This is a genomic window from Thermoplasmata archaeon (assembly GCA_015063285.1).
In the GTDB taxonomy this organism is placed as follows: Archaea; Thermoplasmatota; Thermoplasmata; order Methanomassiliicoccales; family Methanomethylophilaceae; genus Methanoprimaticola.
Genome location: SUST01000013.1, coordinates 1 through 25,968 on the forward strand (window position 1 = coordinate 1; position 25,968 = coordinate 25,968).

Here is a 25,968-nt window from a genome sequence, read left to right on the forward strand (position 1 = left end):
GATGCCGTCGGTGTGGAATACACGACCTCCCGTGAGGAATCGGATGTCTACGTTGAAACGCTTGATGTGGAGATCAATGGTACCGAGGTGGCCTCAGGAGCCATCGGGCCGCACAAGTTGGATCCTGCTCACGATGTTCATGAGCCCTGGGCGGGAATCGGTTTCGGACTCGAGCGTTTGCTCATGCTGAAGAACGGCAAGAGCAATGCAAAGAAGACTGGAAAGAGCATAACATACCTTAACGGATACAAATTGGATTGATTAGGATGATTGCAGAAACCGTTGCAAAGGCTGAGAGGGAAGGAAAGCTTTCAGTTGATGAGATTTTCGAACTGATGTCGTCCACCGGCAGGGAGGACCTGGACACTTTGTTCGCTGCTGCCAGAAGGGTACGTGACAAAGAATTTGGAAAGAAGATCTTCACATACGGTTTCGTGTATTTCTCCACATATTGCAAGAACAACTGCACATTCTGCTATTATAGAACGTCAAACTCTGGAATCGATCGTTACAGAAAGAGCAAAGAGGAGATCGTCCAGCTGTCCGCAAGTCTTCAGGATGCGGGAATAAACCTGTCCGATCTTACCATGGGTGAGGACCCTCTTATGTACAAGGACGGTTACAAGAATCTTTTGGACATCATATCTGCGGTTCATGATGAGGTTGGAATAAACATCATGGCGTCGCCAGGCGCTCTTCCCCATGACATGTTCACCAAAGTCAGGGATGCCGGTGCTGACTGGTATGCCTGTTATCAGGAGACATATAACAGAGAATTATTCAATTCACTAAGGCTCAACCAGAGTTATGACGACCGTAGGAATCAGAAGATCTGGGCAATGGAGGCGGGATTGCTGGCGGAGGATGGTATGATGATCGGCCTGGGCGAGAGCGTCAGGGACAGGGCGGAAACCATCGCTGAGATGAGTTCCCTGGGTTGCGGTCAGGTGAGGGCGATGACATTCGTTCCTCAGGCCGGAACCCCAATGCAGGATTTCACGCCTTACGATTCTACCGAGGAACTCAAGGCCATTGCAATCATGAGGCTTCTCAACCCGGACAAACTGATCCCTTGCAGTCTCGATGTAGAAGGTATCGCTGGACTCAAGACAAGGATCAACGCTGGAGCCAATGTGGTCACATCGATAGTGCCTCCCAGCAAGCATCTCGCGGGTGTCGCGCAGCATGAACTTGACATAGAGAACGGAAACCGTTCGGTCGAGCATGTATTCGAAATGCTGGAGGATATGGGACACCATCACGCATCCTCCGCAGAGTACAGGTCATTCCTCGAAGCTCACAGGCCCAAGAGGGTGGCCTGATGAGGATAGCGATAGTGGGAGGTGCCCTTCAGGGCATGGAGGCCGTTCTGCTCGCTAAAGCAGCCGGATACGAGACCGTTGTTCTGGATAGGAAGACTAATGCTCCTGCGATGTCCCTTTGTGATGAACCTGTCAATCTCGATCCAGTCAAGGATCCGAAAGGCGCAAAGAGTGTCTTCCAGTCATGTGACGCAGTCATACCAGCTTGCGAGGAGATGGACCTTCTTACCACTCTGGACACAATGAAGGATGAGTTGGACGTTCCTCTTCTGTTCGATCTGGCCTCATACAACATCTCCAGTTCAAAGAACAAATCCAACGATGTGATGGATTCAGTTGGCGTCCCCCTTCCTCAGCCTTGGCCCGGATGCGGATTCCCTGCTATAGTCAAACCCGCATCACAGAGCGGGAGCGTCGGTGTCACCGTAGCCCATAACAAAGAGGATATGGACAAGGGACTTGAATTCATCAGGAGTATTAATGACGAGCCCGTCATTCAGGAGTTCGTTCACGGAAAGAGTGTATCCATTGAAGTGATAGGTAATGGTAAAACAGCCAAATCCTATGTCACTACAGAGGTATGTCTGGATTCTAATTATGACTGCAAGATGGTACGCTGCAATCCTAACATCATGTCGAAAGAGGATTGCGATCTCTTCGCTAAGATTGGTAAAGATGTAGCTGAGGCCATCGGTCTTTCAGCTCTGATGGATGTGGAGGCTATCCTCACGCCAAAAGGACTTAGGGTTCTGGAGATCGATGCACGCATCCCCAGTCAGACACCAGCAGCAATAGAGGCTGCCACAGGGGTGAACCTCTTGGAAGAGCTGGTCACTACCGCCCTTGGGAAACCAAAGGACAGGAAGCCCTCCGAGGGTTGTTCTGTATATCGCCATGTCTATTTGAATGACGGTAAACTCCGTTCCAGCGGAGAGAAGGAATTCGGTCATGTCAAAGCCCCCAGATTCGAACCCGGTTTGTTCGGTTGTGACAACTCGATAACCGATTATGCTCCTGGAAAGAAGGAATGGCACGCCACGCTGATCAGCCAAGGAAGGACTGAGGAGGAAGCCGACAGAAAGGCTGCTTCCTGTATTGAAAAAATACTCGACGAATGTTCGATTGACGAGTTCCTGGATGGAACTCCGGAGATGATCTGATGACAAGACTTACGCCCGATTTGATCGAAGGGGTGCCTGACGACACCCTTGATCTGGATTCGAAACTTATGAAGATGTGCGGTAAGACCGTTAAGCAGCTGGCCCTAGAAGGCGCCGGGGTAGATCACGATGTGGATTTTTCCGGGATAAGGGTTGCAGTGATACCCATCACATCTGGTATGGGTGTTATCGGAGGTTTCTCCCAATCCGTCAATGCGATAGTTAAGCGCCTCGGCATGCAGAGTTATGTCACCGAGGGTACAGATGTCAACGGATTCGATCAAGCGGTGAGGGACCATGTGGACCTGATAATGATGGCGGATGATGCGAAGTTCGTCGCATACAACGTCCATACCGCGGGGACCACGAACAATTCATGGGGTACAGCCATGGGTTACGCTGTGGCCCTCAAGAACGCCGCAGGCGGTGTAGAAGGAAAGGATGTCCTCGTCATCGGAGCAGGTCTGGTAGGCACAGAAGCTGTCCAGATACTCAAATCGTGGGGCGCCAATGTTTCTGTGACTGACATAAAGTTCGATAAGGCACTGGCCCTGGAGCAGAGGTTCGGAATAAAGGCATACGAAGATGTGGAATCCGCTCTTGCCTCGCACAAGTACATACTCAACGCAGCTCCAGCGATATTCCCTGGAAGGCTCATCATGGAGGGGGCAGTCGTATCCACTCCGGGTGTGCCCCACTATTTCGATGAGGAGGCCAGGAGCAAGGCCAAGGCGATTATCCATGATCCTCTGGAGATCGGTACTGCCATGATGGCAGTGAACAGTGCTCTGTTCTCCATGCGCCAGTGATCAAGTATGAGCCTTATTGGACTGGCCTGGGTGATCTTCGGCGGGTTTCTAGAGCCGGTTTGGGTCATCGGGCTGAAGAAGTACAGTGAGAATCATTCGTTATTCTGGATAGTATTCACTGTGGTGTTCATGTACCTCAGTCCGATGACGATAGCCTTCGCTATGCAGGACGGTATGTCCCTGGGCATAGCTTATTCCATCTGGACCGGATTAGGGGCAGTTTTCTCTGTCATTGTCGGTTATGTTCTGTTCAAGGACAGGCTTGATAGGCTGAAGATACTGTTCATAGCGATGATCATTGCAGGCGTAGTAGGCCTTGAAGTTTCGACGGTGATAGGATGAACAAGCTGTGGGCATTCGTATTCGTCGGAGGACTCTTTGAGACCGCATGGGCGACCACAATGAGTTTCTCTAATACGTTCACAGATCCATTCTGGACAGTTGTAACCTTGGTGCTGATGCCAATCAGCGTCATTCTGTTGTACAAGGCTCTGGACGGAGGGCTTCCAACGGGACCTTCTTATGCAGTCTGGGTTGGAATCGGTGCGATAGGAGCGGTCATAGTGAGCGCAATAATGGGCGATGTACCGAATCTGATGGGTATCTTCTTCCTTGCGGTACTCATCGGCGGCATAATCGGGCTGAATCTGGTATCGGAATGAGTCGGTGCGCTTTTTATTTATACCTTTATTAATAGTATCGCCCGAGGACAATGACACTCAGACTAGGAGTACCGAACAAGGGAAGGCTCAACGAGAGGACCATCGAACTCCTCGTCAAGTCAGGAATTGATTTGGGCGAGGACATCGGAAGGAGACTCTATCTCAAGGCCAAGAACCAAGATATCGAGGTTATCTTCGTCAGGGCACAGGACATACCTGTATTCATCGCGGAAGGAGCCATCGATATGGGAATCACCGGTATCGATGAGACTGCCGAGTCAGGCAAAGATCTCGAGAAGATACTCGACCTTCAGTTCGGATACTGCCATCTCGCTGTCGCTGTCCCCGAAGCTTCTGGGATAACAGAAGCGTCGCAGATTCCTGACGGAAGCAGGATCGCCACATCATTCCCAAATCTGACCAGGCAATACTTTGAGAAGATGGGTAAGAAAGTCGAGATCATCACAGTCACCGGAGCATGTGAGATCATGCCTTACATGGGCGTTTCCGATTTCATAGCCGACCTGGTTTCTACGGGATCCACTCTCAAGACCAACAGGCTCAGAGAGGTAGGGAGCATCATCGAATCCCAGGCAGTCGTCATTACATCGAAGAATGCGATGGCTAAGAACGGTCAGGCAATACAGGATGTCGTTGATTCATTCCAGAGCGTCATCATCGCTGAAAACAAAAAATACCTGATGGCAGACATTCCCAAAGACAAATTGGAAGTCGTTGAGAAGATCATTCCCGGAATCGGAGGACCGACAGTCCTCGAGATCGCCGGCAATAAGGACTATCTTGCAGTGCACGCCGTCATTGACGGAAAGGACGTATTCAAAACGATCAACGAGCTGAAAAGGATAGGGGCCAAAGGAATCCTCACGACACCTATTGAGAGACTGGTGAACTGAGATGGACCGCGACATAATGAGGTCCACGACCAGGGATTTCTCGAAGTACTACAATCCAGAGTTGCACGGGGAACTGAGGCTGGACACAAACACGAATGTACTCGGTTCGAACCCAGCAGCTGAGAAGTATCTCAGGGAGCACTCTTGGGATCTTAACGGATATCCGAACACATACTCCGACGGATTGAGGCAGGCATTGGCAGAATTGTACGGATTGGAAGCCGATAACATCATCGCAGGCAACGGTTCGGATGAGATGCTGGATGTCATGTTCAAGACATTCATGGACATGGGTGACAATTCGGTGGTCCCCGTTCCTTCCTACACCCTTTACGATTATTTCGTGAAGCTTAACGGAGGCAAGGCCATAGAAGTCGATCTCACAGACGATTTCCAGCTTGATGTAGATGCCATGGTAAAGCAGGATGCTAAGATCGCCATAATGCCCTCACCCAACAACCCTACGGGCAACTGTTTCAGGCCGAAGGATGTCGAAGAGGTACTGTCCAGATTCAATGGGATTGTCGTGGTAGACGAGGCATATGCGGAGTATTCTGACAATCCTTTCGTCAGCAGAGTCGAGGAGTTCGACAACCTGGTGGTCCTTAGGACATTCTCCAAAGCATATGCAATGGCGGCGCTCCGCGTAGGTTACGCAGTATCCAATAAGAAACTGGCAGACATGATGATCTGTGTGAAGATCCCATACTCGCTCAACATGATAAGCGAAGGCGCAGCCATCGCAGCGGTCAAAGACCAGGATTTCGTGAAGCGCAGCGTACAGATGGTCAGGGAACAACGCCCCAAATTGGATTCAGGTCTCAGGAAGCTGGGCTTCGAAACGTTCCCATCGGATTCAAATTTCATCCTCGCAAGATCGCCCATCGACCACAAGGTCCTAGTGGACGGACTCAAGCAGCGCGGTGTCCTCATACGTGATTTCGGAGCCAAACGTAGGACCGAGAACTGCATCAGGACCACCGTAGGAACAGCGGAGCACAACGCATTATTGTTGGAGAAAGCCGAAGAGGTGATCTCCGGATGCCGCTGAACATCTCGATCACAGATTACGGTGTAGGCAACCTGTATTCCATACGCAGGTCATTGGAAAGCTGTGGTGCCAATGTCAAGGTAATAGGGGACATGAAGGACCTAAAGGATGCAGAATGCATCGTCTTTCCCGGTGTTGGCGCCTTTGACAGGACGATGGAGAAGCTTCTCCCAGTGAGGGAGGAGATCTGCGAGATGCTCAGGGCCGGAACGCCCGCCCTGGGAATCTGTATCGGTACTCAGATCCTGTTCGAGGGCAGCGATGAGGGGCAATCCCCAGGACTCGGGCTATTCAAAGGAAGAGTCGAGAAGCTGGATTGCAAGATGATCCCCCACATGGGTTGGAATCAGGTCGAATCCAAGGATCCCCTTTTGGACGGTATCCCCGACAACAATTTCTACTTCGTACATTCGTATTATGGCAATCCGAAGGAGGAAGGCATAACCCTCGGTACAACAGAATATGAAGGCAAAGTGTTCGAATCCTTCTTCAGGAAATACAACACCTACGGTACCCAATTCCATCCTGAGAAGAGCAGCGCATCGGGAAGGAAGGTGCTGCGTAACTTCATATCATTCGCGGAGGGTCAACTGTGAGAGTCATCCCTGCAGTCGATGTCTTGGACCATCAGGTAGTACAGCTGGTCGGAGGCAAACCGGGCAGTCAGCAGATCGTAATGCCCGACCCTTTGAAGGTCGCCCAGATGTGGGTCGACAAAGGAGCAGACTATCTTCATTTGGTTGATTTGGACGGAGCATTCGGCAAGGAGAACAACCTAGAGGTTTTCAAACAGATCACCAAGGAGGCCGGAGTCCCCACGGAGATCGGCGGAGGGATCAGGGATGCGGACACCATAGATGACCTGGTCTCAGCCGGAGTCGACAGGATCATCGTCGGTACCAAAGCGGTCAAGGAACCTGAATGGCTGGCAGAGATGGCTGACCGCCATCCGGGCAGGATAGTTCTGTCAATGGATACAAAGGAGGGGAAGATTGCCATCAAAGGTTGGCAGGAATCCGCTCAGATATCTATAGAGGATATGTTCGACAGGATCAAGGACCTTCCGCTGGCCGCTGTTTTGAACACAAATGTCGATGTCGAAGGACAGAAGAAGGGAATTAATGAGATACAGGCCAGGAAATTCATCTCAGAATGTCCCTGTAAGGTTATCGCTTCAGGAGGAGTCACTTCCTTCGAGGATGCCAAGATCCTGTCTGCCGCCGGTGCTGAGGGAGCGGTCGTAGGATTAGCTTTGTACACTGATGTGATCAGGCCATGGGAATGGAACACGCCTTGGTTAGTATGATGTATACCAATACGAGAGATTATAAGGTTGTAAAGATTCCTTGACCATGAGGAGTTGAAGCCCCCCGTGAAAGTACCATGTGAAATGCTTGTGACATATGTGTTGCCAACAGGTAAAGGAGCTCTTGCTAAAGAGCTAGTGAATCAGCATGGGCTCACGCAGGTGGAGGTCTCCCGTCTTTTCGGTGTCACGAGTGCCGCGATTTCACAGTATATCAAAGGCACGAGGGGCGGTAATGAGCTTATCGATAAGAGTTCTTACAAAGATGATTTTTATGACTTCATCTCTATATTGGCTGAAGAGGTAATGAGGGGCATGCAGGTTTCCGAGGCTCTCTGTAAACTTTGCGAATTCGCAAGGGACAGCGGTCTCATAAAGGCACTGTACGTATACGAGGGATACTCTCCCGATCAGCTGCCGTTCTTGGATGCCCCAGGTATCGTCTCTATCGATAAGAGTTGAAAAGATGAGATCGGATTATGACAATTTCTCTTTGGTCGTTGGACGCTTCCAGCCTTTGCATAAGGGCCATATGGACGTCATCCTCAAATGCGCAGAGGAATCTGACCATCTGACGATAGGAATCGGAAGCGCACAGTATTCCCATACCCCTGAGAACCCATTCACAGCAGGTGAGCGGTACATGATGATCAATAAGGCCCTCAGGGACGAAGGTATCGGGAATTACAGTATCGTTCCGATAGAGGATCTGAACAGATATCCCATCTGGGTTGCCCACGTTGTCTCACTTGTCCCGCCTTTCAGGAGAGTCTATTCGAACAATCCTTTGACCAAGCGTCTCTTCCAAGAATCGGGCTTTGAAGTCAAGGATTCCCCGCTGTACAATAGGGAAGTTTTCTCCGGAACTGAAATCAGGCGCAGAATCATCAATGATGAGGAGTGGCGCTCGCTCGTTCCTTCGGCAGTGGCAGAGGTAATAGACGCTATCGACGGAGTGAACAGGATCAAGCAGATCAGCAGCGGTGTTAATGATGCCCCGCTCTGAAGCTGAACAGTTGATCGAAGCCTTGAGGTCCAAAGGGCTCAGGATGTCGGCGGCGGAGTCCTGCACCGGTGGGATGATAGGCTGCATGATGACCTCCGTTCCAGGTTCTTCTGACGTTTTTCTGGGGACTGCAGTGACATATTCCAACGATGCAAAGGAGCGCATTCTAGGCGTCAAACATCAGACCTTGATGGATCATGGAGCCGTCAGTATGGAAACGGCATCTGAGATGGCCAAAGGATCTATAGATGCGTACGAAAGCGATGTAGCGGTTTCGGTTACAGGTATTGCCGGTCCGGGAGGAGCGACCCCGGAGAAACCTGTAGGACTTGTCTATATCGCGGTGGCAGACGGGCCCAGAGTCGTTGTAACAAAGAATCTATTCCAAGGAGATAGGCAATCTATTAGAAATCAGACTGCCGTTGAGGCGATCAAACTGTTAATCGAATTGGTCGAGGGGAAGTTATGAGGTTCGAGAGACAATTGCCGATATTCGGAGAGGAAGGACAGCAGAAGATAATGTCCGCAGTAGTGGGCGTAGTGGGCTGCGGAGGATTGGGTGTCAATGTTATCACACAACTCGTATCCGCCGGGGTATCCCATTTCATTCTTTGCGACCATCAGTCTCCCGAGTTATCGAATCTCAATCGCCAGTTCATTTATTCCGCATCTGATTACAGACCGAAATCCGTCATCTCTGCCGAATGGATTCTTACACTCAATCCAAGTGCAGAGGTGCAATCCAATGCGGAACCGCTGACCGAGTTGAACGGGGATCTGTTCAGAGGATGTGACATTCTAGTGGACTGCCTGGATAACTTCGAATCCAGAATGATCCTGTCGGATCTGGCTGAGAATATGAACGTACCCCTTGTTCATGGAGGGGTATCTGGTTTCACAGGACAGATCGCCGTATGCATCCCCGGAAAGACCAAGAGCCTCAGGGATATGATAGGGACGATGAAGAATCCCGAAGGAATCATACCAACTGTCGGAGCAGGCGTCTCCATCATCGCTTCGATGGAGGCTTTGGAAGTTCTAAAGATAATATCGGGCCTCGGAACAGAAAACGAGGGTAAGCTGATCACTTTGGATATGGAATGCTGGATTACAGATTCTGTCCAGTTCTGATGACTTCCATAAAATGTTTATTTACCGTAAGGGGATTCTCAGGATATGGAGCACATAATGACCGGAAAGGTCAAAGAAGTTTACAAGGTGGACGACGATACGTTGGAGTTCGCCTACACCAACAACATCTCTGTCTTCGACAAGATCATCCCTTCACAGGTGCCTCACAAGGGAGAGACGCTCTGCAGGACGGCGAAATACTGGTTCACCCTTCTTACTAAAGAGGGGATCAACAACCATTATATCAGTGAGCCCTCCCCAGATAGGATGAGGGTGAAGAGGGTCGACATCATCAGGGACTACAGCAAGATCAACGGAAACACAAAGAACTACCTGATTCCCCTGGAAGTCATCTGCAGGTACTATGCCGCAGGTTCTCTTATGGACAGGATCAAGTCCGGTAAGGTTAAGCCTGAGGATCTCGGATTCCCTTCGGACCATATTGTCAAAGAGGGTGAGAAGCTTCCTAAGCCGTTCATCGAGTGCACTACGAAACTTGAAGCCCACGACGAGAACCTTACCGATGAGGAGGCCAAGAAGATGGCCGGCCTTTCAGATGAGGAGTTCGAGGAGATCAAGAGGACCGTCCTAAAGATCGATTCGATCATCGACAGGGAATGCAGCAAGAGAGGACTCATCCATTGCGACGGAAAGAAGGAGTTCGCTTTCGACAAGGACAGAAAGCTGATGGTCATCGATACCTTCGGAACATTGGATGAAGACCGCTGGTGGGACGCAGACGAATTCGCGAAAGGAAAGATCGTGCAGCTCTCGAAGGAGTTCGTCCGCCAGTACTATCGTGAGACCGGATATCACAAAGCACTCTATGATGCACGTGAGAAGGGATTGCCCGAACCAGACATCCCTGCACTTCCTCAGGAGATCGTCGACCGCGTGAGCAAGCTCTACGTCGACATGTTCGAGAGGATAACCGGCGAGAAGTTCTGATCAGAACAGATCGACCAAAACCAATTTCTCTCCCAGGGGACAGTCGAGGTCGCCTTCCACCTTCTGGACGGTGTACTTCTCCCCCGGGATCTTTCCTATGGCATGACAAATCCCATAATGCTCGCAGGACAGATTTTTGCACTCCGAACCCTTGTATGTAATCTTGCTGCCTTCCATTGCCTGTCTTTTTCCGACGGATGCGCGGGTACAGATCTTCTCCACTTCAACGGCAGTGACCGAGTCTCCGTCAAATTCATGGCATTCGTGTTCTTGCAGTCTTATGCCCACGATTTTGTATTTCGCGCCGTTCTCAAGATTGAAGCATACCTTGTTGTACTTGCAGTCAGCACATTCCTCCATGGGTCCGAGGTAATAGAACTCCGTCCCTACTGCTGCCTGTTTGGTACCGATCAATGTTATTTGGGCCATCAAATCACCCCGGTTCTGATGCATATGTCTTCTGCCGTCTCTCTCGTAATGCCATTGTCACCTAGAATAGTGTACCTGTCCTTACGGATTTTATGAGCGTTGATCACGGCCTCTATGAACTCATCGTTCGTGAGATTCAATTCGGATGCTTTGGTGGGCGCTCCTATCTTCACCAAGGCGTGCTTGAGCTCTTCCCAATCCCCTCTCTGGAGATATGTGGTAACGATAGATGCGACACCGCACTGCTCTCCGTGCATGGCCCTGCCAGGATACAGATGGTCTATCGTATGGGAGATCATATGCTCGGAACCGCTTGTGGGCCTTGAGCTCCTGGCGATACTCATCGATATGCCCGAAACTATAATCGGTTTGATGGCAAGCCAGACGCTCTCTTCGAGGTTAGGCCTTATGTAGTCTGCAGCATCCATCATGGATTCTGCTGCGTAGTAAGCGAAAGCGTATGCAGATCTGCTGAAGTGTTCGTCACGGAGTTCGTATGCAAGTTTCCAGTCGCGAAGCGAACTGAAGTTGGAAAGCACATCAGCACATCCGGACGCCAGCATTCTGTATGGTGATTTGAAGATGATCTCCGTATCAGCGATAACTCCCATAGGGGAAGCACCTTCGATCGAGACCGATCCCTTGTCCGACTTGATGGATGCCCTGTTGGATGCTATGCCATCGTGGGCTGCCGAAGTCGGAATGCTGATGAAGGGGATGTTGAGGTCGTTGGCGACGACCTTGGCGATATCGATCTTGCTTCCGCCGCCTATGGCCAATATGAATGTGGAACCGTATTCTTGTATTCTCTTTTTGGCCTCTTCAATATTCTCTTCGGTGGCTTTATCGGTGATGAAAGTATCGATATCATACCCTTGGAGATGATCTCTGGCAGCTCTTCCAGCAACCTTATCGGTGTTCTCTCCGGTTATGATGGTTCCCGTGGTACCGCTGTGTATGTTTACACAGACCTCTTTGACATTGCGCAAGACATCGTGGCCTGCTATAACGTTGCGCGGGAAGAAGACCATTTTCTCCTTCAAGAAATCCTTTGCCATCTATCTCTCTCCGCATACCTTATCGGTGCTAACTAATAAAAATAATGCCTGGAAAGCAGTTATTAGTCCCTTTTCTGATACACATCTATGAGCGGAGCCATCATCATATGCGGATCGGCAGAAGAAGGAGGCGTGACCTATGCGATGTGTTCTTCTGCCAAAGCAGTATTGGAGAAGAAAGGCTATCAAGTTTCTCTCTTCCATCCTTCTGATATGGATCTGCACCACTGCAGGGATTGCAAGGGATGTGCTCAGGGGGAGTGCATCATAGAGGACGAAATGTCTTCGATTTACCGGTCATTCTCGGAATCTGACCTTATTGTTTTGGCATCGCCGATTCATTTCAGTGGCCCATCTTCCATCTTAAAGATGGTGATGGATCGTTTCCAGCCATACTGGTGCAACAAGGACCTTACGCATCCAGATTACTGCATATCGATGCTTTGTGGCGGAAGCAAACAACCCAATTTTCAGATAACAGAGACGATAATCCGTGCTTTTTGCTTAACAACCGGTATGGAATACAGAGGTTCCCTTCAGATACCGGACACCGATTCTGGAGTTAGCGATCTGGAGGACAGAGTTGAAAAGTTCCTATCCGTCTGGTGATCACAGAAGGTATGGGATGATCTGCGTCTGGAATCCTTTGACCTGATCTTCAGAATCTACGAAAGGTATCGTTGATGGGTAGTCTTCCCTGATGATGGACCAGGTGTAGTCATCGAGGCTTCTGCCCATATCCAAAACGCAATTCCTGTAATAGCCTATGCTGACCAGCTTATCTAGAACCTTGATCACATCCGTCTTCTTTCCGCCGGGGAGAACAGCCTGACCTTTATGTATGAATATGACCGGAACGACAGAATCCGACACACTGCAGATGTCTCTGAGTTCAGCATCATTCTTGATGAAGTGATACGGTGCAAAGACCAGCGAAGCATCCTTATTGAATGAATCGAACACATCCTCAACCGTTTCTATGTACGTGAAGAACCAAATCTCGGTATTGCGTAGTTTCAGGTGTTTCATGACCTTCTCAGAGAACTCCCTTACTTCGAAACTGTTGCAGTCTATGATCGTGACAGGAGGTTTGTTCTCGATAGGAAGACATCCAGAAACAGTCTCGGTAAAGTCTTGGGCCCTGCTTCCTTTTCTAGGCATTATCGATGAGAAGGTCCCGTCGGAGACAAGCATCTTGCCCTCTTCAAACGATGCGTAGAATGCCGGTATCTCCATGCGATGGCCATTCTCATCATCGTATATGGGGTTGACGGCATCTATGTCAAAGTTATCCTTTTATGAATTGCAGACGATTCGGGTCTGAGGTAATTACTATGGTAATCTACAAGTGCGCAAAATGCCCCAACGCTTTCGAGGTCGTTTTCAAGGCCCCCTGCACCCCCAAGTGCTGCGGCGAGGACATGGTCATCGTCGAGCCCAAGACTGACGATTTCAAGAATGAGAAGCATGTCCCCTACATCGAGAAGCAGGACGGGGGATTCCTCGTGAAGGTCGGTAAGGAGACGCCTCACCCGATGGTCGAGGACCACTACATCGTGTACATCCAAATCTGCGCAGACGGTATCATGATGAGGAAGTACCTCAAACCCGGAGACGCTCCCGAGGCCTTCTTCAAGACTGATGCAAAAGAGGTCAGAGCTTGGGAGTACTGCAACAAGCACGGACTTTGGAAATCGAATCAGTGAATGTAAACAGCCCCTTTGGGGCTTTCCTTCTTATTTTTAATTATGGAAAGGCAGCATGGTGACCATGCCGCCTTAAGAAAATTCATTCTTCGAAAGAGATGCTGACAGGCCTCTTCAGACCCATTCCGGATTCCGCTTCGATAGCTTTGACGATACCGCAAGGTACCGGACAGGCCGTGTGCTTAAGGCACTCGGAGGCTTTCTTATAGACCTCTGATTCTATGAAAGGGGTTCCTATGGCCTCATAAGGATTGACTCCTTCGATGGGAGACATGGACCTGACCATGGGGCAGTTGCTCTCAATGACAACGTTAACGCTCATCATGTCTTCGCTCACTGTAGCGGTGATCTTAGAGGTCATACCGCAGACTCCGGCCTGTACATTGCAAATTGTCGGACACATGTTTATCACTCCTCAGTTCCACCAGTCTTTCTTACGATCGATGGTCTCATCTCTGTCGGGTCCGAGACTGATGAGGTCTGCAGGGACCTTCAGGTACTTCTCGATATACTCGATGTATTCCCTCATCTCTCCGGGAAGGTTGTCGTAGCCTGCTTTCACGACATCCATGGTGTTGTCCCATCCTTTCCATCCCTTGAAAGTCTCATACACGGGTTTTGCCCTGTTCAGTTTGGCGATGGATGCAGGGAAGTGTTTGACTTCTTCTCCGTCTATCTCGTATGCGACGCACACGGGAAGTTCAGGGATGTCGTTCAGCACATCGATCTTTGTGATTCCGAGGGATGTGAATCCGCAGAGCCTTGAAGCATGTTCGACAACGACCAGGTCCAGCCATCCGCATCTTCTTCCCCTTCCGGTAGTGACACCGAACTCTCCGCCCTTCTTTTGGAGTTCTATTCCGAAATCGTCGTGGATCTCTGAAACGAAAGGTCCTTCCCCTACACGTGTGGTGTATGCCTTGACGATTCCGACAACCTTATCAATCCTGTTGGGGGCGACTCCCGACCCGGTACAGATCCCTCCTCCGCAGGTTGCGGAGGATGTGACATACGGGTATGTACCGTGATCGATGTCCAGCATGGCGCCCTGAGCTCCTTCGAACACAACATTCTTGTTATTGTCCAGAGCATCGTTGATCAGAACGGAGGTGTCGCAGATGTACTTGCCGATCTGGTTTCTCCAGCCCACCATCTTCTCGTACAGGGACTCGGTAGTGCAGTTGCACTGCTCGGCATCCATCATGGCCATGAGGTCCTTCTTGTACGGGAGTATGAATGAGATCTTCTCTTTCAGAAGGTCATCCTCGAGAAGGTCCCCTGCCCTGAATCCGATCCTAGCAATCTTGTCCTGATATGTGGGTCCGATACCTTTCTTGGTCGTACCGACGTTGTTCTTACCGCGGTACTTCTCCTCAGCTCCGTCCAGTTTCTTGTGGTATCCCATGATCAAATGGGCCCTGTCGGAGATCCTCAGTCCGTCGATCGAACCTCCGTTGGCGAGAACCTGGTTGATCTCCTCCCCCAACTCTTCAAGGTTGACGACGACACCGTTACCGATGACTGCGAGTTTTCCAGGTCTTACAACTCCGGATGGTAGTCCGTGGAGCTTGAACACCTTGTCATCTACGATGATTGTGTGTCCCGCATTGTTTCCTCCCTGGAAACGTACGATGAGGTCTGATTTCTCATCCAGGTAATCTGTGAGCTTTCCTTTTCCTTCGTCTCCCCATTGGGAACCGATGATAGCTAGACTCGGCATGTTTTAGGCACCTAATCTGGATAGAGATAGGTAGAATATAAGGGATTACTCGGTCAGGACTTGGAGTCGGGACTAGCATCTATATAGAGAGATAAAACGTCTTTAAGGGGAAGATCAGTTTTGAATGAAGTTGGACAGATATGTGTGGGTGATGCTTTGCCGTGGGCATTCAGAAGTTCAATGAAATCGGCCAGTTTCGCGGGCGATTTCTTGATGTAAGATGACAGCTCGCTCATATCATAGACGAAAACTTCTGTGTCCAATTCGTTCTTCCAGAGGTCAAGGTATTTTCTGCATCTTTTCTCAGCAGCCATTCCAGTTGCATCCATTCTTGAGACGAACTCCTGATCATGGAGAGGACCAAGCCAGAAAGGACCGTATTTGTGGATGCTGTCGTAGTGCTTGGATGTGGACCTCTCAAGAGTCTCCATGTTGTATTCCATATAACCGAGCTGATCCATCATTCTGTCTGCTTTCTCTGCTCCCTCTTCGATCTGTATGTAGGTGCGGAAATAGTGGTCGGCATAGAATGAGAGCAACGGTTTCATTCCCCTGTCGAACTTGGCCAATTCTCTGGCGATGGAGCACATAAGGATGCGTAATCCTCCTTCATGACACATGTATCCCCTTACCGGTTCGGACTGATACCTGCGTCTGCACTTGGGTGCATGTGCGCCAGCAAGAGGGGCAGTGTCGGTGGCTGTGATGGCCAGAATCCCCTTCTTGCGACATCCCAAGATCGCTGATTGAATGAAGGGTACAGGGGAACCGAATGGATCCAGGTCCACGTAATCAAATGCTTCGTCAGCGAACAATGAGTGCAGATTCCTAGTAGATGCTACGCAGTTCTGGAGATTATTCATGCTGATGTTTGCCTCGATATAGGGTATCGTGTCTGGGCTGATGTCATTGGCGGTCACCTGTGTGCCCTTGACCTCATTAGCAATCCTGACCGCCCTGGAGCCTGTGGCTGTCATGGCATCGGCAACAGTCAATTCCCTTCCTACGGCACGAAGGAACATGACACTAACATCGCGGTTGAATGCCATCTGTTCGTTGAAGAATACTCCTCCCTGGATTTTCCCGGGTCCGCCCGAAGAGTGTTGCTCTGGGACCAGGATATCTGTGGATCCTTCGCGGATCACCATTCCATCAGGCATCAAACATTCTCCCCATGCATGAGACGGACAATCTTGTATGGCAAGATGTTCCTGTTGGTGGGGGTTACTTCCAAGATCCTTACATCATCCCTTCTCCGGATGTCCTGTAAAAGCGGGTTCCTGGATTTCTTGTGAAGGGTAATTATCATGGGTTTATCGGCATCCAGTGTTTCCTTGACGGCTTCTACGAATGCTTCGCTCTCAACTTCCATCTTTCCGACCTCATCGATCACGATGATGTCGCATTTTTCGATGGCTTCTTTGAGGGCTTTGACACCTACCTCTTCGAGTTTAGAAAGGTCGACACCTAGCTTACCGACGACGACTTTGCTTTCGATATCTGTACTGGCGAAAACTGCTTTCTCGTCGGTCAAAAGATTCCTGACAGTAAAACCAGTCTTTTTCCTTCCTTCTTCGATAGGCTCATCTACCATACCGCCTATCAATAGCTCTTCTTCTTTTAGCATCTCGATGACACGAAGAAGTGCATAGGTCTTTCCTGAGCCCGGAAGTCCTGTTATACCGATTTTGATATCAGTAATCATGATGTCTCCGCAGTCAATAGACTGGCTACATAATAATGGTCACTAAAATATTTATAAATATCATCATAGACCCGCAAAAATCAACGCTATTAACATTATAGAGTTACTTGCAAATGTGTCTTTTTTAGACCCTTATTTCATCATCATTCGATGGATGAGACATACATAAGAGGATATTGCAAAATATCGTCATATCTCATCTCGGCAGTCACTTTAGTGTCTCCCAGGCGGATTACAACTATCGCGTCGATCATATCGCCAGTCAGAGAAACGTATGAATATGTGTCCCCGCCCTTTGTAAAGAAGGTGCGAGGTATCTTCACTCTGGCAGACTCGACATAGGGCTGGACCTCGATTGCTTTGGAGATCGTTCTTTCCAAATCCTCAACAGTATCCATGTTGACAGGGGTGCCGACGAACTGATGATAGATCGTGGCAAGTTTTATCCCGGCCTCGAACACAGCACGCTCGCGCTCGCTGCAGTTGAATCTTTCGTTGGCCAGTGATTCCCTGTCTGTCAACAGATCATCTCTTCTCTATAGGTACGTAATCCCTGGGTTCGTGTATGTTGATATAGGCTGGCCTAAGGATCTTGTTGGATGTAATCAGCTCTTCTATGCGGTGTGCGCTCCATCCCACAATTCTGGCGGTTGCGAACAGAGGGGTGAAGACCTCTTTGGGGATGTCCATCATATCATATACGAATCCGCTGTAGAAATCGACATTGGCGCAAACACTCTTGTTGTTGTGCTTATGAGCCATGATGAGTCCGGGCGCGATTTTCTCAATGTTCTTGTAATAGGTGTAGTCCTTGGTACGGTTCTTCTCCAAGGCCAACTCTTCCACAAGGGATTTGAAAACCTTAGCACGGGGGTCGGATTTGGTGTAGATGGCGTGGCCCATCCCATAGATGAGGCCAGAGTTGTCAAATGCCTTTTTGTCCAGAATCTTGTTGAGATAATCTGTAAGGGCTTCCTCGTCGTTAGGGTCTTTGACATGTTTCTTGATATCGGCCATCATGTCCATGACCTTGAGGTTGGCCCCTCCATGCTTAGGTCCTTTCAATGATGACATGGCCGCTGCAACAACGGCATACGTATCAGAACCGCTGGATGTCGTGACCCTTGTTGTGAATGTAGAGTTGTTTCCTCCTCCATGCTCCATGTGCAGGACAAGGGCAAGGTCCAGGACCACAGCTTCGAGCTTCGAGTATTTCTTGTTGGGCCTGAGCATGCGTAGGAAATTCTCCGCAGTGGAAAGATTCGGATCAGGGTTGTGTATGTACATGCTCTGGCCGTTTATGTAGTGGTTGTAAGCATGATAGCTGTAGGCAGTCAGAAGAGGGAAGACTGTGATCAGGTACAAGGTCTGCCTCAGGACATTGTCCAGAGAGTTGTCAAGTGCATCATCGTCGTATGAGGCAAGGAACAGAATCTCTCTGGATATCGCGTTCATAACGTCCTTACTGGCCGCTTTCATGATGACGTCTCTAGTGAAGGTCTTCGGCAGTTTGCGGTTTTTATTAAGAATCTCTTTGAACTCATCGAGATCCTTTTCGTTGGGCAGCTTGCCGAACATGATGAGGTATGCGATCTCTTCGAAACCGTATCTTTTGTTTAGGAATCCTGAGGTAAGGTCCTCTATACTGTATCCGCGATAGCGAAGGATGCCTTCGCACTCCACTTTCTCCCCATCGATAATGGTTGTACCGTCTACCTGCGAGATCTCCGTAAGTCCTACGATGACTCCGTTGCCCTGTGCGTCGCGCAGACCTTTCTTCACGTCGTATTTGGAATACTCTGTCGGCTGAAAACTGTCATTCTCCTCGCACATCTTGTGTTTGGCTTCAATAAACTCGACGTATTCCTTCTTCATACGTTTCACTCCTGACTTTACACTACTGAATTATTCGACTCTTAATTAAAGGGTTGCGACCTTTTTGCCTCGATAATTTAAGTCTATGTACAAAAATATTCATAAATCAACATTTGTGTCTCATATAGACTATTTATAGTGTCCCTGAGTTGGATTATACATCCAAGGTTTTATATTGAGTAATCACTATTTTTTATTGATAACTCATGACTACGCACTCCGCCATCGATGTCGCCAACTTTTTTATCGATTACTACGGGCGCTCCGTAGACCCGATGAACCTGCCCCGTGTTCAGTACTTCTGCTATTTCGCACAGGTTGAGAGCCTATGCCGCAACGGAACACCAATTATCGAGGACACATTCAGAGCATATCCTTCCGGCCCCGCACTGACTAGGTTGGAGTTCTACTACGAGGGTTCCGGCAATATGCCTATCAAGGTCTACAAGGAGTTCGACAGAAGCATCTTCGACAAAGAGGATCTCCAGCTCCTGATGGATGTGGCAATCTACTACAACACCTTCTCTACTTCGGAGCTCCAGATCATGACATACGTCAACAACGGTCCATGGCAGTACGTGTACTCTCAGGGGACAGATCTGTTGGATATAAGCAACGATTTCATCAAAGCGTTCTATGAGGGGCTTCCGAGGATACCCAACTACAGGGAACAGATCTGGACTGCAATCCACGGATCATGCGATATCGAGATCATGCCCGTATTCAAATCTGAAGAAGTGGCTCCAATCGATGTAAATACTCCTAGCGAAGTTACCTCTACATGGGAGTGATTCAGGTATCAGGGAAGGATAACGAGGTACGTAACGGTCAGACGATACAGCAAGCCGTTACGGAGCTCGGTCTTCATCCAGATTCCTATTTGTACTTGGTGGATGGCAAACCTGTCCCTATGGACACTGTGATCGCGGACGAAATGGTCGTCAAGGCCATGAGGGTCGCATCCGGCGGATGATCACAGTCCTGCCATCCTCATCATGAGGTTGAAGTCGAAACCGTCTTCTTCCGCATGAGTTATCATTTCATCCAGATTTGCGATGAATGCGGAATGGACATCATTACCTTCCAGCTTTCCTTCCGAAGATGAAAGGGAGTCCTCTTCGGGGAATCTCAGATATTCGTATCTGAGGACGCCGAGGCACTTCATACCAGTCATCGTTTCTATCTGACGTATGGCGGATTCCAATATTGAACCATCGCCTCTGAATCTGTTGATTATGAATCCCTTGAGCTGTGGCTTGAGGTCATCAGGGATGAGCTTCCATGTTCCGTATATCGCAGCGAAGACACCGCCTCTTTCGATATCGCCAATGATAACGGCGGGAACTCCCGTTTCCTTCATCAATCCGACATTGGCCAGATCGGTTTTCATGAGATTGAGCTCAACAGGGGAACCAGAACCCTCGCATAGGACGAGTTGGTGTCTGGAGTTCATCCTGTCGTAAGCTTTCTTCACCTCTTTTAGGGCCATTTCGCGATCCATGGGGGAGTCTTTTGTTATGTCCTTGTAGGGCTTACCGTTGAGGACAAGCTGCATCACTCCCTTTCCAGAGGGTTTCAGGAGAACAGGGTTCATATCGGTCTCGGGGTCCAGACCGGCGGCCCAGGCTTGGAATGCCTGCCCCATACCGATCTCCCCGCCATCCTTCGTGGCTATCGAGTTCAATGACAGGTTGGATCCTTTGAACGGGGCAACATCGATTCCTTTCCTGTTCAGATATCTGCACATCATGGCGCACACTGTAGTCTTTCCCGCACCGGATGATGTACCCAAGAAAAGAATGCTCACTCTTTCACCCCTGCGATTTCCATTAGCTTTTCAATGTCCATGTTGTCCTCGAATACCTTGGCCAGCTTGGAAAGGTTCTCCTCCAATATCGAATCGTAATCCTCCGCGTTGCTGGTGTCTACGGGTTCCCCTTCATGCTTGACAAAGGATAGGAAGTACTTCCTGAATGCCGGTTTATCGAATATGCCGTGCTGATAGGTTCCAAAAGTCAGGTCAGCCTCTCTCACAGAACCTTCCGGGACGGGGTCTGCATGGAATCTGCTCAGCATGACCAGAGGCTGCTTCTCATTCACCTCTGAGATTCCCATATGGAGCTCGTATCCAGTTATCTCGCCACCGTTTCCGACTGCAAGAACCCCCTCGTTCTGTATGATCTGTTTATCGTATTCTCCGAATTTCGTGATGTTGTCAAAGAATCCAAGCGCCTCATAAACCTGGGGCTTGCCGTTCTCTATTCCGTTGGAATCATCCAGGATCCTGCCCATCATCTGGTATCCGCCACATATGCCTACTATCGGGACCTTCTTCCACAGTTTCCTGATCTCATCAGCGATACCAGTCTCCTGCAGCCATATGTAATCAGAGACTGTATTCTTGGTTCCGGGCATAACAATGGCGTCGACCCCTTTAAGGTCTTCAGGCCTTTCAACGAAGACAGTGGAGACGTCCTCGAGGAAAAGAGGGTCCAGATCTGTGAAGTTGGCCATTCTCGGGAACTTGATGACCCCTATCAGGGACCTCCCTTCTCCCTTGGAATGTACTCCCCTCAGTGCCTCAGAATCCTCACTTGGGAGCACGACATCGGCATGCGGGATAATGCCGATCACTGGTATGCCCGTGATCCTCTCCAGTTCTTCCGCGCCAGGTTTCAGATTGTCCGTGTTTCCGCGTACGTTATTGAGAATGATTCCTTTGATACGCTTCCTGTCCTTCTCAGGGATCAGGTCGATGGTGCCTACTGCGTATGCGAACGAGCCTCCCCATTCGACATTGACTACCAGGATCACATTGGCATCCGCAATCTCAGCGGCACGCATATTGGCGATATCCTTGTCATAGATGTTGATCTCCGCTGGAGAACCCGCACCTTCCATGACGACGCAGTCATATCTGTCCTTGAGGAAATCCACATGTTCTTTCACAATCTGAATTCCTGGCCCGGGGACAAAATCGTTGTAGTATCCTTCCACATTGTAATCGGCGAACGGCTTGCCGCATACCATTACCTGCGAAACGGTATCCCCTTTCGGTTTGAGAAGAATCGGATTCATATGTGCATCGGGATTGGTGATCCCTGCCGCTTTGGCCTGGAGCACTTGAATCATGGCAATCTCCGCACCGGTTCTGGTGACCTTGGAATTCAGGCTCATGTTCTGGGATTTGAAAGGAGCTACCAGGTATCCTCTGTTGTGGAGTATCCTGCATATGGCCGCTACCGTGACCGATTTTCCAGCATCGGAAGTAGCACCGACCACCATAAGCGCTTTTCCGGGTTTCCAGAACTTCTCTTTGGCTGCTTTGAAGATATCGTTGAAACGCTTATCCTTGGCGTCGGTGATACCGAGGCGGTCGATCTCCGAATAGATGAATTTGACGACTGGGGTCCTGTGTATGAACAGGCAATCTGAGCAGTTCCACACGGGGCCGTGCCTCCCCTGGAGTTCCCAGCCGAAGGTCTTGTCATTACATGGGAAGAACGGACAATAGCAGAAGGAACAATCCTGGCCTGTGAAGTGTGCCGGATGATAAGGGCAGTTATGGTCTGGTCCGAGCCACCCTCTTTTAATCTCGTCATTGACCTTCTTCGCAATCTTCTCCATGGTAATCGTGGGATGTATCTGCAAATACAGTTATTACGCATTCGGTCGCCGAAAGTGCAGAGCTTATAAACGATATGTTGTCTGGATAGGTGGGCAAATCATTTTCCACTTTCGGGCACCCTCTGCTTCCGTTCTTATACTCTGAACAAGATTATTCCCCGATGGGAAAAGTATTCAGATTCATGCACTGTGCAGACCTGCATTTGGGAGCCCGCTTCAAAGGTCTCGGTCAGGACAATGGGGAGATGGCCGAGAGGATGAGGAAGTCTGTGATGGAATCGTTCGAACGTATCATCGACATCTCTATTGACAGATCCGTCGATGCGTTGGTGATATCTGGAGACGTCTACGATGACAGCAATGAGCTGCCTTCTACCAGAGCATGGTTTTCAAATCAGCTGGACAGATTGGATGTGCCCGTTTACATATGCAGAGGCAATCACGACAGCGCTACCAGTTGGGATGGGGCGATAGCATATCCTGAAAACGTGCATGAGTTCGGGACGGAACCAGAAAAGATTGAAATAACCGATGGCGTGGAGATCGTCGGCATCAGCTATTCCACTTCCCACGAGACCAGAAACCTCGCTTCGATGCTCGAGGGCAGCGGGGACAAGTTCACCATAGCCTGCATCCATTGCGATCTGGATTCGGTCTCTGAAGGTTATCCCTACGCTCCATGCAAGATGTCCGACCTGATTGGAAAGTCAGTGGATTACTGGGCACTTGGGCACATCCATAAGAGGGAAATTGTGTCCACAAGTCCTTATGTTGTCTATCCGGGTAATATCCAAGGGCGCAGCTTCAAAGAGACCGGGCAAAAAGGTGCTTATCTAGTCACCGTTTCAGAAGGGAGGGTTTCATCGTTAGATTTCATTCCAACCAGCAAATACAGATGGGAGGATCTGTCTGTAGACATAACAAGAAAGAATCTGAACGAAATCATCAAGGACCTATCTGGTAAAGTGGACAGGTCCTCAGTATGCAGGTTGACCTTTGTCGGAAGTGGTGATCTGGATACAATGCTGCGTATAAAGACGAGTGACGTTTCTTCAGCCATCTCCTCATCAACAGGGTGTACCATATCATCTATCAAGCTGAATACGATTTCCAGCATCGATCTGGAATCCAGATCTGACGGTAAAGACATGGCTGCTGCCATAGTACGTTCCGGTAACAAGATAATGTCAATGACCAAGGAACAGATCGTCGATATCATCTGCCAGAACAGGAATGCTGCGAAATATCGTGACATATACATGTCCATGACTGAAGAAGAGATCCGCAGCATCGTTTCGGATTCCATGAGGTCCATCATTGCCAAGATGGAGGTGGCATGATGAGGCTGAAGTCCATAGTCATCGATTCATTTGGGAGATTGAAAGGAAAGACTTTCAATCTGAATCCAGGCCTCAATGTCTTCTATGGTCCCAACGAGTCTGGCAAAAGCACCACCATGGAATTCATCCGCTGTACCCTGGTTCCCAATAAGAGCAATAAAAGCTCGTATCCTGAACGCATGAAGACGGATTCAGGTACGATCGTGTATGAGGAAAACGGACTGGAAAAAAGAGTTTTCATGGAAGGGAAGACCGGACATAAAGGGGATGCTCCCGAATGCGTTTCTGACATAGAGCCTGTTCTGTATCGTAACATTTTTGCAATGAACAGAGAGGGTCTGGATGAAATGGCTACACTTTCTAACGGTGACATAAGGTCCAAATTCCTGACCATCCCCGGAGGTGAATCTATGCCTGATGTCATCAAGAGCATAGATGCTGACTGGGAAAGGCTTATCGGGAAGACATCGACGTCCCCTTCCGCCATCAATGCCATCCAAAGAAATGAGGATGAGATACTGAAGAAGATCGGCGAGTTGCGTTCTCATGTAGAGTCCTATTCTGAACTGAACGGCAGACGCATGGAATTGGAGGAAAGGCTGCAGAAGTTAGATTATGCGAATAAGAAAGCCATCGAGAATAACAATCAATACTCCAAGGTTGAATCGCAGAAATCGAATTTCGACAGTCTTACGGCATGCAGAGCTAAGAGGGATGAATTGATGAAGGGCCCGATTCTGCAGGACGGTGCTCAAGACACTTACGAATCCCTGAAAAACGATGCCGAATCTAAGAAGGCCGCGTATGAAGCACTCGAGCAGAATCGCAGGCAGCAGATATATGCACTGCCGGGACAGGATGAGAGCAAACTGCTTCAATTGCGTCCACGCATCCAGTCTGTTGTAGATAGACAACCGGAATACCATGCGCGGATATCTAGGCCTGCGGAACATGTCCAGGTCTCAAACTCAAAGATGCCGTTTGTTTTGATGGCGTTATTGGCTATTGCCGCAGTGGCTGTTTGGCTAATTCCCGGACTGGATGTTACCATCCCTATTGTTGCTGATATTGCGATACTGGCCGTCATTGCCTTTGTGTATTTCAGAATGAGAGGTACAAAGACGACGATCAAAACTGAGGGGCCTGATCCGTGGATTTCCAATTATGAGGCTGAGGTTAGGGTTCTGTCCAACGAATTGCGTATCGAACCCATCAGCACGGACGTTGATCTGAGAAACATGGCCGGAATCCTTGTCAAACTGAATGCACTGGATGCCACCAGGGAGCCTTGTTTGACGGCCAGAACCGAATACCTCAAAGCAGATAACAAACTCCTGGGTTTCCTCGCCCAATACGGGGGAGAGCAGGGTTATAAGAAAGCTTTCGAGAGCACGGCGCAGCTGAGGTCCTGTAAGGCCACCATAGCCACCTTGGAGTCCAACATCAGAATATCCGGATTGGATCCCGATAGGCCTCTACCAGATATCGTCAAAATTGACATCGATATGTCGGAATATGCTTCGTTAAGTGCGGAGAAAGGAAAGATAGAAGAGATGATGAAAAACATCCTGGATACCAAAGAACTAGATTCGCTGATCGACAGTTCGTACACTGTAAGCTCTGAAAAGGGCAAGGTACTACGTGAAGGGGCGGTATCGTTGGTTTCATCTCTGATTGTACAAGATGCGTGTGCCGACCTATATGAGAATGTTCATCCAGATGTAATCAGCACTGCGGACAGATATCTTGGGCTGATGACGAATGGTTCATGCCGTTTGGATTTGGATCCCAGAAACACAGACATATCTGTGATCTCGAACGGTGAACCAAAGAATCCCAAACAATGGAGTACCGGACTTCGCGCGCAGATCCTTCTTTCGATCAAACTTGCTATCGCCAAGGAGATGGGGAGAGGAGAGATCCCGATCATTCTGGACGATGTTCTGCTGCCGTTTGACAACGTGAGAAAGAAGGGTGCTATCGAGGCATTATCTGCACTGTCCGATGAGATGCAGGTATTGCTGTTTTCCTGTGATGACGATGTAATGGAGATTGCCAAAGAACAACCAGAAATCTCCATCATAACGATGTGATGGAGCGACACTCCCTCTTATTTATATATAAGATTTAGAATGTCTCAAACAGGGAGAATACTATCCCTGTTCACACATACAATATCACGATCATCACTCGCCCTGT

At 49.3% G+C, this 25,968-nt stretch carries 31 protein-coding genes; 20 read left to right on the plus strand and 11 right to left on the minus strand.

All coding sequences use genetic code 11. The annotated features are described in order from the left end of the window. The first annotated feature begins 266 nt into the window (after positions 1–266). The 14 genes from pylB (at position 267) to purC (ending at position 10,309) form a co-directional block, all read left to right on the plus strand. Positions 267–1,322, plus strand: coding sequence for a methylornithine synthase PylB (gene pylB / locus E7Z62_07070; GenBank protein MBE6522863.1), 1,056 nt, complete (start codon positions 267–269; stop codon positions 1,320–1,322). A gap of 5 nt (positions 1,323–1,327) precedes the next feature. Beyond that, the gene (pylC, locus tag E7Z62_07075) at positions 1,328–2,482 is read left to right on the plus strand and encodes a 3-methylornithine--L-lysine ligase PylC (protein MBE6522864.1); all 1,155 of its coding nucleotides are present in this window, start codon (positions 1,328–1,330) and stop codon (positions 2,480–2,482) included. Continuing rightward, a complete protein-coding gene (gene pylD, locus E7Z62_07080; protein MBE6522865.1) occupies positions 2,482–3,291 on the plus strand; it encodes a 3-methylornithyl-N6-L-lysine dehydrogenase PylD in 810 nt (269 codons plus the stop codon). Before pylC ends, pylD begins: the two co-directional genes overlap by 1 nt. A 6-nt stretch (positions 3,292–3,297) precedes the next feature. Next, complete coding sequence (locus tag E7Z62_07085; GenBank protein ID MBE6522866.1) at positions 3,298–3,633, plus strand: QacE family quaternary ammonium compound efflux SMR transporter; 336 nt, start codon at positions 3,298–3,300, stop codon at positions 3,631–3,633. Continuing rightward, positions 3,630–3,953, plus strand: a complete 324-nt coding sequence (locus E7Z62_07090) for a hypothetical protein (protein ID MBE6522867.1) — start codon at positions 3,630–3,632, stop codon at positions 3,951–3,953. Before E7Z62_07085 ends, E7Z62_07090 begins: the two co-directional genes overlap by 4 nt. Positions 3,954–4,003: 50 nt before the next feature. Next, on the plus strand, positions 4,004–4,867 hold the full coding sequence (locus E7Z62_07095; protein ID MBE6522868.1) for an ATP phosphoribosyltransferase: 864 nt from the start codon (positions 4,004–4,006) through the stop codon (positions 4,865–4,867). 1 nt (position 4,868) lies between these two features. After that, entirely contained in the window at positions 4,869–5,918 is a 1,050-nt protein-coding gene (gene hisC, locus E7Z62_07100) for a histidinol-phosphate transaminase (GenBank protein ID MBE6522869.1), read from the plus strand. Next, positions 5,915–6,514 (plus strand): imidazole glycerol phosphate synthase subunit HisH, encoded by a 600-nt coding sequence (hisH, locus tag E7Z62_07105; protein MBE6522870.1) that lies wholly within the window; start codon positions 5,915–5,917, stop codon positions 6,512–6,514. Before hisC ends, hisH begins: the two co-directional genes overlap by 4 nt. Then, complete coding sequence (locus E7Z62_07110; GenBank protein MBE6522871.1) at positions 6,511–7,224, plus strand: 1-(5-phosphoribosyl)-5-[(5-phosphoribosylamino)methylideneamino]imidazole-4-carboxamide isomerase; 714 nt, start codon at positions 6,511–6,513, stop codon at positions 7,222–7,224. The genes hisH and E7Z62_07110 overlap by 4 nt, the downstream gene beginning before the upstream one ends. Before the next feature lie 99 nt (positions 7,225–7,323). After that, complete coding sequence (locus E7Z62_07115; GenBank protein MBE6522872.1) at positions 7,324–7,686, plus strand: hypothetical protein; 363 nt, start codon at positions 7,324–7,326, stop codon at positions 7,684–7,686. Between the two features lie 4 nt (positions 7,687–7,690). Then, positions 7,691–8,230, plus strand: coding sequence for a nicotinamide-nucleotide adenylyltransferase (locus E7Z62_07120; protein ID MBE6522873.1), 540 nt, complete (start codon positions 7,691–7,693; stop codon positions 8,228–8,230). Beyond that, complete coding sequence (locus E7Z62_07125; protein ID MBE6522874.1) at positions 8,214–8,699, plus strand: CinA family protein; 486 nt, start codon at positions 8,214–8,216, stop codon at positions 8,697–8,699. The genes E7Z62_07120 and E7Z62_07125 overlap by 17 nt, the downstream gene beginning before the upstream one ends. Next, entirely contained in the window at positions 8,696–9,361 is a 666-nt protein-coding gene (locus E7Z62_07130; GenBank protein ID MBE6522875.1) for a HesA/MoeB/ThiF family protein, read from the plus strand. Before E7Z62_07125 ends, E7Z62_07130 begins: the two co-directional genes overlap by 4 nt. A 45-nt stretch (positions 9,362–9,406) precedes the next feature. Continuing rightward, a complete protein-coding gene (gene purC / locus E7Z62_07135; GenBank protein MBE6522876.1) occupies positions 9,407–10,309 on the plus strand; it encodes a phosphoribosylaminoimidazolesuccinocarboxamide synthase in 903 nt (300 codons plus the stop codon). Here the strand turns inward: purC and E7Z62_07140 are convergent, their stop codons facing one another. Both E7Z62_07140 and E7Z62_07145 read right to left on the minus strand, forming a co-directional pair. Then, entirely contained in the window at positions 10,310–10,762 is a 453-nt protein-coding gene (locus E7Z62_07140; protein MBE6522877.1) for a UPF0179 family protein, read from the minus strand. It lies immediately after the preceding gene. Continuing rightward, entirely contained in the window at positions 10,738–11,796 is a 1,059-nt protein-coding gene (locus E7Z62_07145) for an NAD(P)-dependent glycerol-1-phosphate dehydrogenase (protein ID MBE6522878.1), read from the minus strand. The genes E7Z62_07140 and E7Z62_07145 overlap by 25 nt, the downstream gene beginning before the upstream one ends. 87 nt (positions 11,797–11,883) lie before the next feature. On the opposite strand from E7Z62_07145, the gene E7Z62_07150 reads away from it, so the two are divergent. After that, a complete protein-coding gene (locus tag E7Z62_07150) occupies positions 11,884–12,405 on the plus strand; it encodes a flavodoxin family protein (protein MBE6522879.1) in 522 nt (173 codons plus the stop codon). On the opposite strand, the gene E7Z62_07155 is transcribed toward E7Z62_07150, so the two are convergent. Then, positions 12,406–13,032 carry a hypothetical protein gene (locus E7Z62_07155; GenBank protein MBE6522880.1) on the minus strand — a complete coding sequence of 209 codons (627 nt, stop codon included), beginning with the start codon at positions 13,030–13,032 and terminating at the stop codon, positions 12,406–12,408. Between the two features lie 98 nt (positions 13,033–13,130). On the opposite strand from E7Z62_07155, the gene E7Z62_07160 reads away from it, so the two are divergent. After that, complete coding sequence (locus E7Z62_07160; protein MBE6522881.1) at positions 13,131–13,502, plus strand: desulfoferrodoxin; 372 nt, start codon at positions 13,131–13,133, stop codon at positions 13,500–13,502. Between the two features lie 82 nt (positions 13,503–13,584). Here E7Z62_07160 and E7Z62_07165 read toward each other — a convergent pair whose 3' ends face one another. From E7Z62_07165 to E7Z62_07190, 6 genes are all read right to left on the minus strand, one after another. Next, positions 13,585–13,905, minus strand: a complete 321-nt coding sequence (locus E7Z62_07165) for a hypothetical protein (GenBank protein MBE6522882.1) — start codon at positions 13,903–13,905, stop codon at positions 13,585–13,587. Positions 13,906–13,917: 12 nt separating this feature from the next. Continuing rightward, on the minus strand, positions 13,918–15,222 hold the full coding sequence (locus E7Z62_07170; GenBank protein MBE6522883.1) for an adenylosuccinate synthase: 1,305 nt from the start codon (positions 15,220–15,222) through the stop codon (positions 13,918–13,920). 53 nt (positions 15,223–15,275) lie between these two features. Next, on the minus strand, positions 15,276–16,382 hold the full coding sequence (locus tag E7Z62_07175) for a N2,N2-dimethylguanosine tRNA methyltransferase (protein MBE6522884.1): 1,107 nt from the start codon (positions 16,380–16,382) through the stop codon (positions 15,276–15,278). Beyond that, a complete protein-coding gene (locus E7Z62_07180) occupies positions 16,382–16,927 on the minus strand; it encodes an NTPase (GenBank protein ID MBE6522885.1) in 546 nt (181 codons plus the stop codon). The genes E7Z62_07175 and E7Z62_07180 overlap by 1 nt, the downstream gene beginning before the upstream one ends. Before the next feature lie 143 nt (positions 16,928–17,070). After that, a complete protein-coding gene (locus tag E7Z62_07185; GenBank protein MBE6522886.1) occupies positions 17,071–17,451 on the minus strand; it encodes a hypothetical protein in 381 nt (126 codons plus the stop codon). Between the two features lies 1 nt (position 17,452). Further along, positions 17,453–18,802 (minus strand): citrate/2-methylcitrate synthase, encoded by a 1,350-nt coding sequence (locus E7Z62_07190; GenBank protein ID MBE6522887.1) that lies wholly within the window; start codon positions 18,800–18,802, stop codon positions 17,453–17,455. 206 nt (positions 18,803–19,008) lie between these two features. Between E7Z62_07190 and E7Z62_07195 the strand changes: the two genes are divergently transcribed. Both E7Z62_07195 and E7Z62_07200 read left to right on the plus strand, forming a co-directional pair. After that, positions 19,009–19,593, plus strand: coding sequence for a DUF4065 domain-containing protein (locus tag E7Z62_07195; protein MBE6522888.1), 585 nt, complete (start codon positions 19,009–19,011; stop codon positions 19,591–19,593). Continuing rightward, positions 19,584–19,775 (plus strand): MoaD/ThiS family protein, encoded by a 192-nt coding sequence (locus E7Z62_07200; GenBank protein MBE6522889.1) that lies wholly within the window; start codon positions 19,584–19,586, stop codon positions 19,773–19,775. The genes E7Z62_07195 and E7Z62_07200 overlap by 10 nt, the downstream gene beginning before the upstream one ends. On the opposite strand, the gene E7Z62_07205 is transcribed toward E7Z62_07200, so the two are convergent. Together E7Z62_07205 and E7Z62_07210 are read right to left on the minus strand one after the other, a co-directional pair. Continuing rightward, on the minus strand, positions 19,776–20,609 hold the full coding sequence (locus tag E7Z62_07205) for a cobyric acid synthase (protein MBE6522890.1): 834 nt from the start codon (positions 20,607–20,609) through the stop codon (positions 19,776–19,778). Beyond that, a complete protein-coding gene (locus E7Z62_07210) occupies positions 20,606–22,429 on the minus strand; it encodes a cobyric acid synthase (protein MBE6522891.1) in 1,824 nt (607 codons plus the stop codon). Before E7Z62_07210 ends, E7Z62_07205 begins: the two co-directional genes overlap by 4 nt. A gap of 161 nt (positions 22,430–22,590) precedes the next feature. Between E7Z62_07210 and E7Z62_07215 the strand changes: the two genes are divergently transcribed. After that, positions 22,591–23,769, plus strand: a complete 1,179-nt coding sequence (locus E7Z62_07215) for a DNA repair exonuclease (protein ID MBE6522892.1) — start codon at positions 22,591–22,593, stop codon at positions 23,767–23,769. Further along, on the plus strand, positions 23,766–25,862 hold the full coding sequence (locus E7Z62_07220) for a hypothetical protein (GenBank protein ID MBE6522893.1): 2,097 nt from the start codon (positions 23,766–23,768) through the stop codon (positions 25,860–25,862). The genes E7Z62_07215 and E7Z62_07220 overlap by 4 nt, the downstream gene beginning before the upstream one ends. The last annotated feature ends 106 nt before the right edge of the window (positions 25,863–25,968 follow it).

Coding starts and splice junctions, on each gene's coding strand:
- E7Z62_07210 (MBE6522891.1), bottom strand. CDS start 22,429: ATGGAGAAGATTGCGAAGAAGGTCAATGACGAGATTAAAAGAGGGTGG.
- pylD (MBE6522865.1), top strand. CDS start 2,482: ATGACAAGACTTACGCCCGATTTGATCGAAGGGGTGCCTGACGACACC.
- E7Z62_07155 (MBE6522880.1), bottom strand. CDS start 13,032: ATGGAGATACCGGCATTCTACGCATCGTTTGAAGAGGGCAAGATGCTT.
- E7Z62_07215 (MBE6522892.1), top strand. CDS start 22,591: ATGGGAAAAGTATTCAGATTCATGCACTGTGCAGACCTGCATTTGGGA.
- E7Z62_07180 (MBE6522885.1), bottom strand. CDS start 16,927: ATGATTACTGATATCAAAATCGGTATAACAGGACTTCCGGGCTCAGGA.
- E7Z62_07085 (MBE6522866.1), top strand. CDS start 3,298: ATGAGCCTTATTGGACTGGCCTGGGTGATCTTCGGCGGGTTTCTAGAG.
- E7Z62_07120 (MBE6522873.1), top strand. CDS start 7,691: ATGAGATCGGATTATGACAATTTCTCTTTGGTCGTTGGACGCTTCCAG.
- E7Z62_07160 (MBE6522881.1), top strand. CDS start 13,131: ATGGTAATCTACAAGTGCGCAAAATGCCCCAACGCTTTCGAGGTCGTT.
- E7Z62_07095 (MBE6522868.1), top strand. CDS start 4,004: ATGACACTCAGACTAGGAGTACCGAACAAGGGAAGGCTCAACGAGAGG.
- E7Z62_07200 (MBE6522889.1), top strand. CDS start 19,584: ATGGGAGTGATTCAGGTATCAGGGAAGGATAACGAGGTACGTAACGGT.
- hisC (MBE6522869.1), top strand. CDS start 4,869: ATGGACCGCGACATAATGAGGTCCACGACCAGGGATTTCTCGAAGTAC.
- E7Z62_07130 (MBE6522875.1), top strand. CDS start 8,696: ATGAGGTTCGAGAGACAATTGCCGATATTCGGAGAGGAAGGACAGCAG.
- E7Z62_07190 (MBE6522887.1), bottom strand. CDS start 18,802: ATGAAGAAGGAATACGTCGAGTTTATTGAAGCCAAACACAAGATGTGC.
- E7Z62_07195 (MBE6522888.1), top strand. CDS start 19,009: ATGACTACGCACTCCGCCATCGATGTCGCCAACTTTTTTATCGATTAC.
- E7Z62_07090 (MBE6522867.1), top strand. CDS start 3,630: ATGAACAAGCTGTGGGCATTCGTATTCGTCGGAGGACTCTTTGAGACC.
- E7Z62_07145 (MBE6522878.1), bottom strand. CDS start 11,796: ATGGCAAAGGATTTCTTGAAGGAGAAAATGGTCTTCTTCCCGCGCAAC.
- E7Z62_07165 (MBE6522882.1), bottom strand. CDS start 13,905: ATGTGTCCGACAATTTGCAATGTACAGGCCGGAGTCTGCGGTATGACC.
- E7Z62_07140 (MBE6522877.1), bottom strand. CDS start 10,762: ATGCATCAGAACCGGGGTGATTTGATGGCCCAAATAACATTGATCGGT.
- purC (MBE6522876.1), top strand. CDS start 9,407: ATGGAGCACATAATGACCGGAAAGGTCAAAGAAGTTTACAAGGTGGAC.
- E7Z62_07150 (MBE6522879.1), top strand. CDS start 11,884: ATGAGCGGAGCCATCATCATATGCGGATCGGCAGAAGAAGGAGGCGTG.
- pylB (MBE6522863.1), top strand. CDS start 267: ATGATTGCAGAAACCGTTGCAAAGGCTGAGAGGGAAGGAAAGCTTTCA.
- E7Z62_07125 (MBE6522874.1), top strand. CDS start 8,214: ATGATGCCCCGCTCTGAAGCTGAACAGTTGATCGAAGCCTTGAGGTCC.
- E7Z62_07220 (MBE6522893.1), top strand. CDS start 23,766: ATGATGAGGCTGAAGTCCATAGTCATCGATTCATTTGGGAGATTGAAA.
- E7Z62_07170 (MBE6522883.1), bottom strand. CDS start 15,222: ATGCCGAGTCTAGCTATCATCGGTTCCCAATGGGGAGACGAAGGAAAA.
- E7Z62_07175 (MBE6522884.1), bottom strand. CDS start 16,382: ATGCCTGATGGAATGGTGATCCGCGAAGGATCCACAGATATCCTGGTC.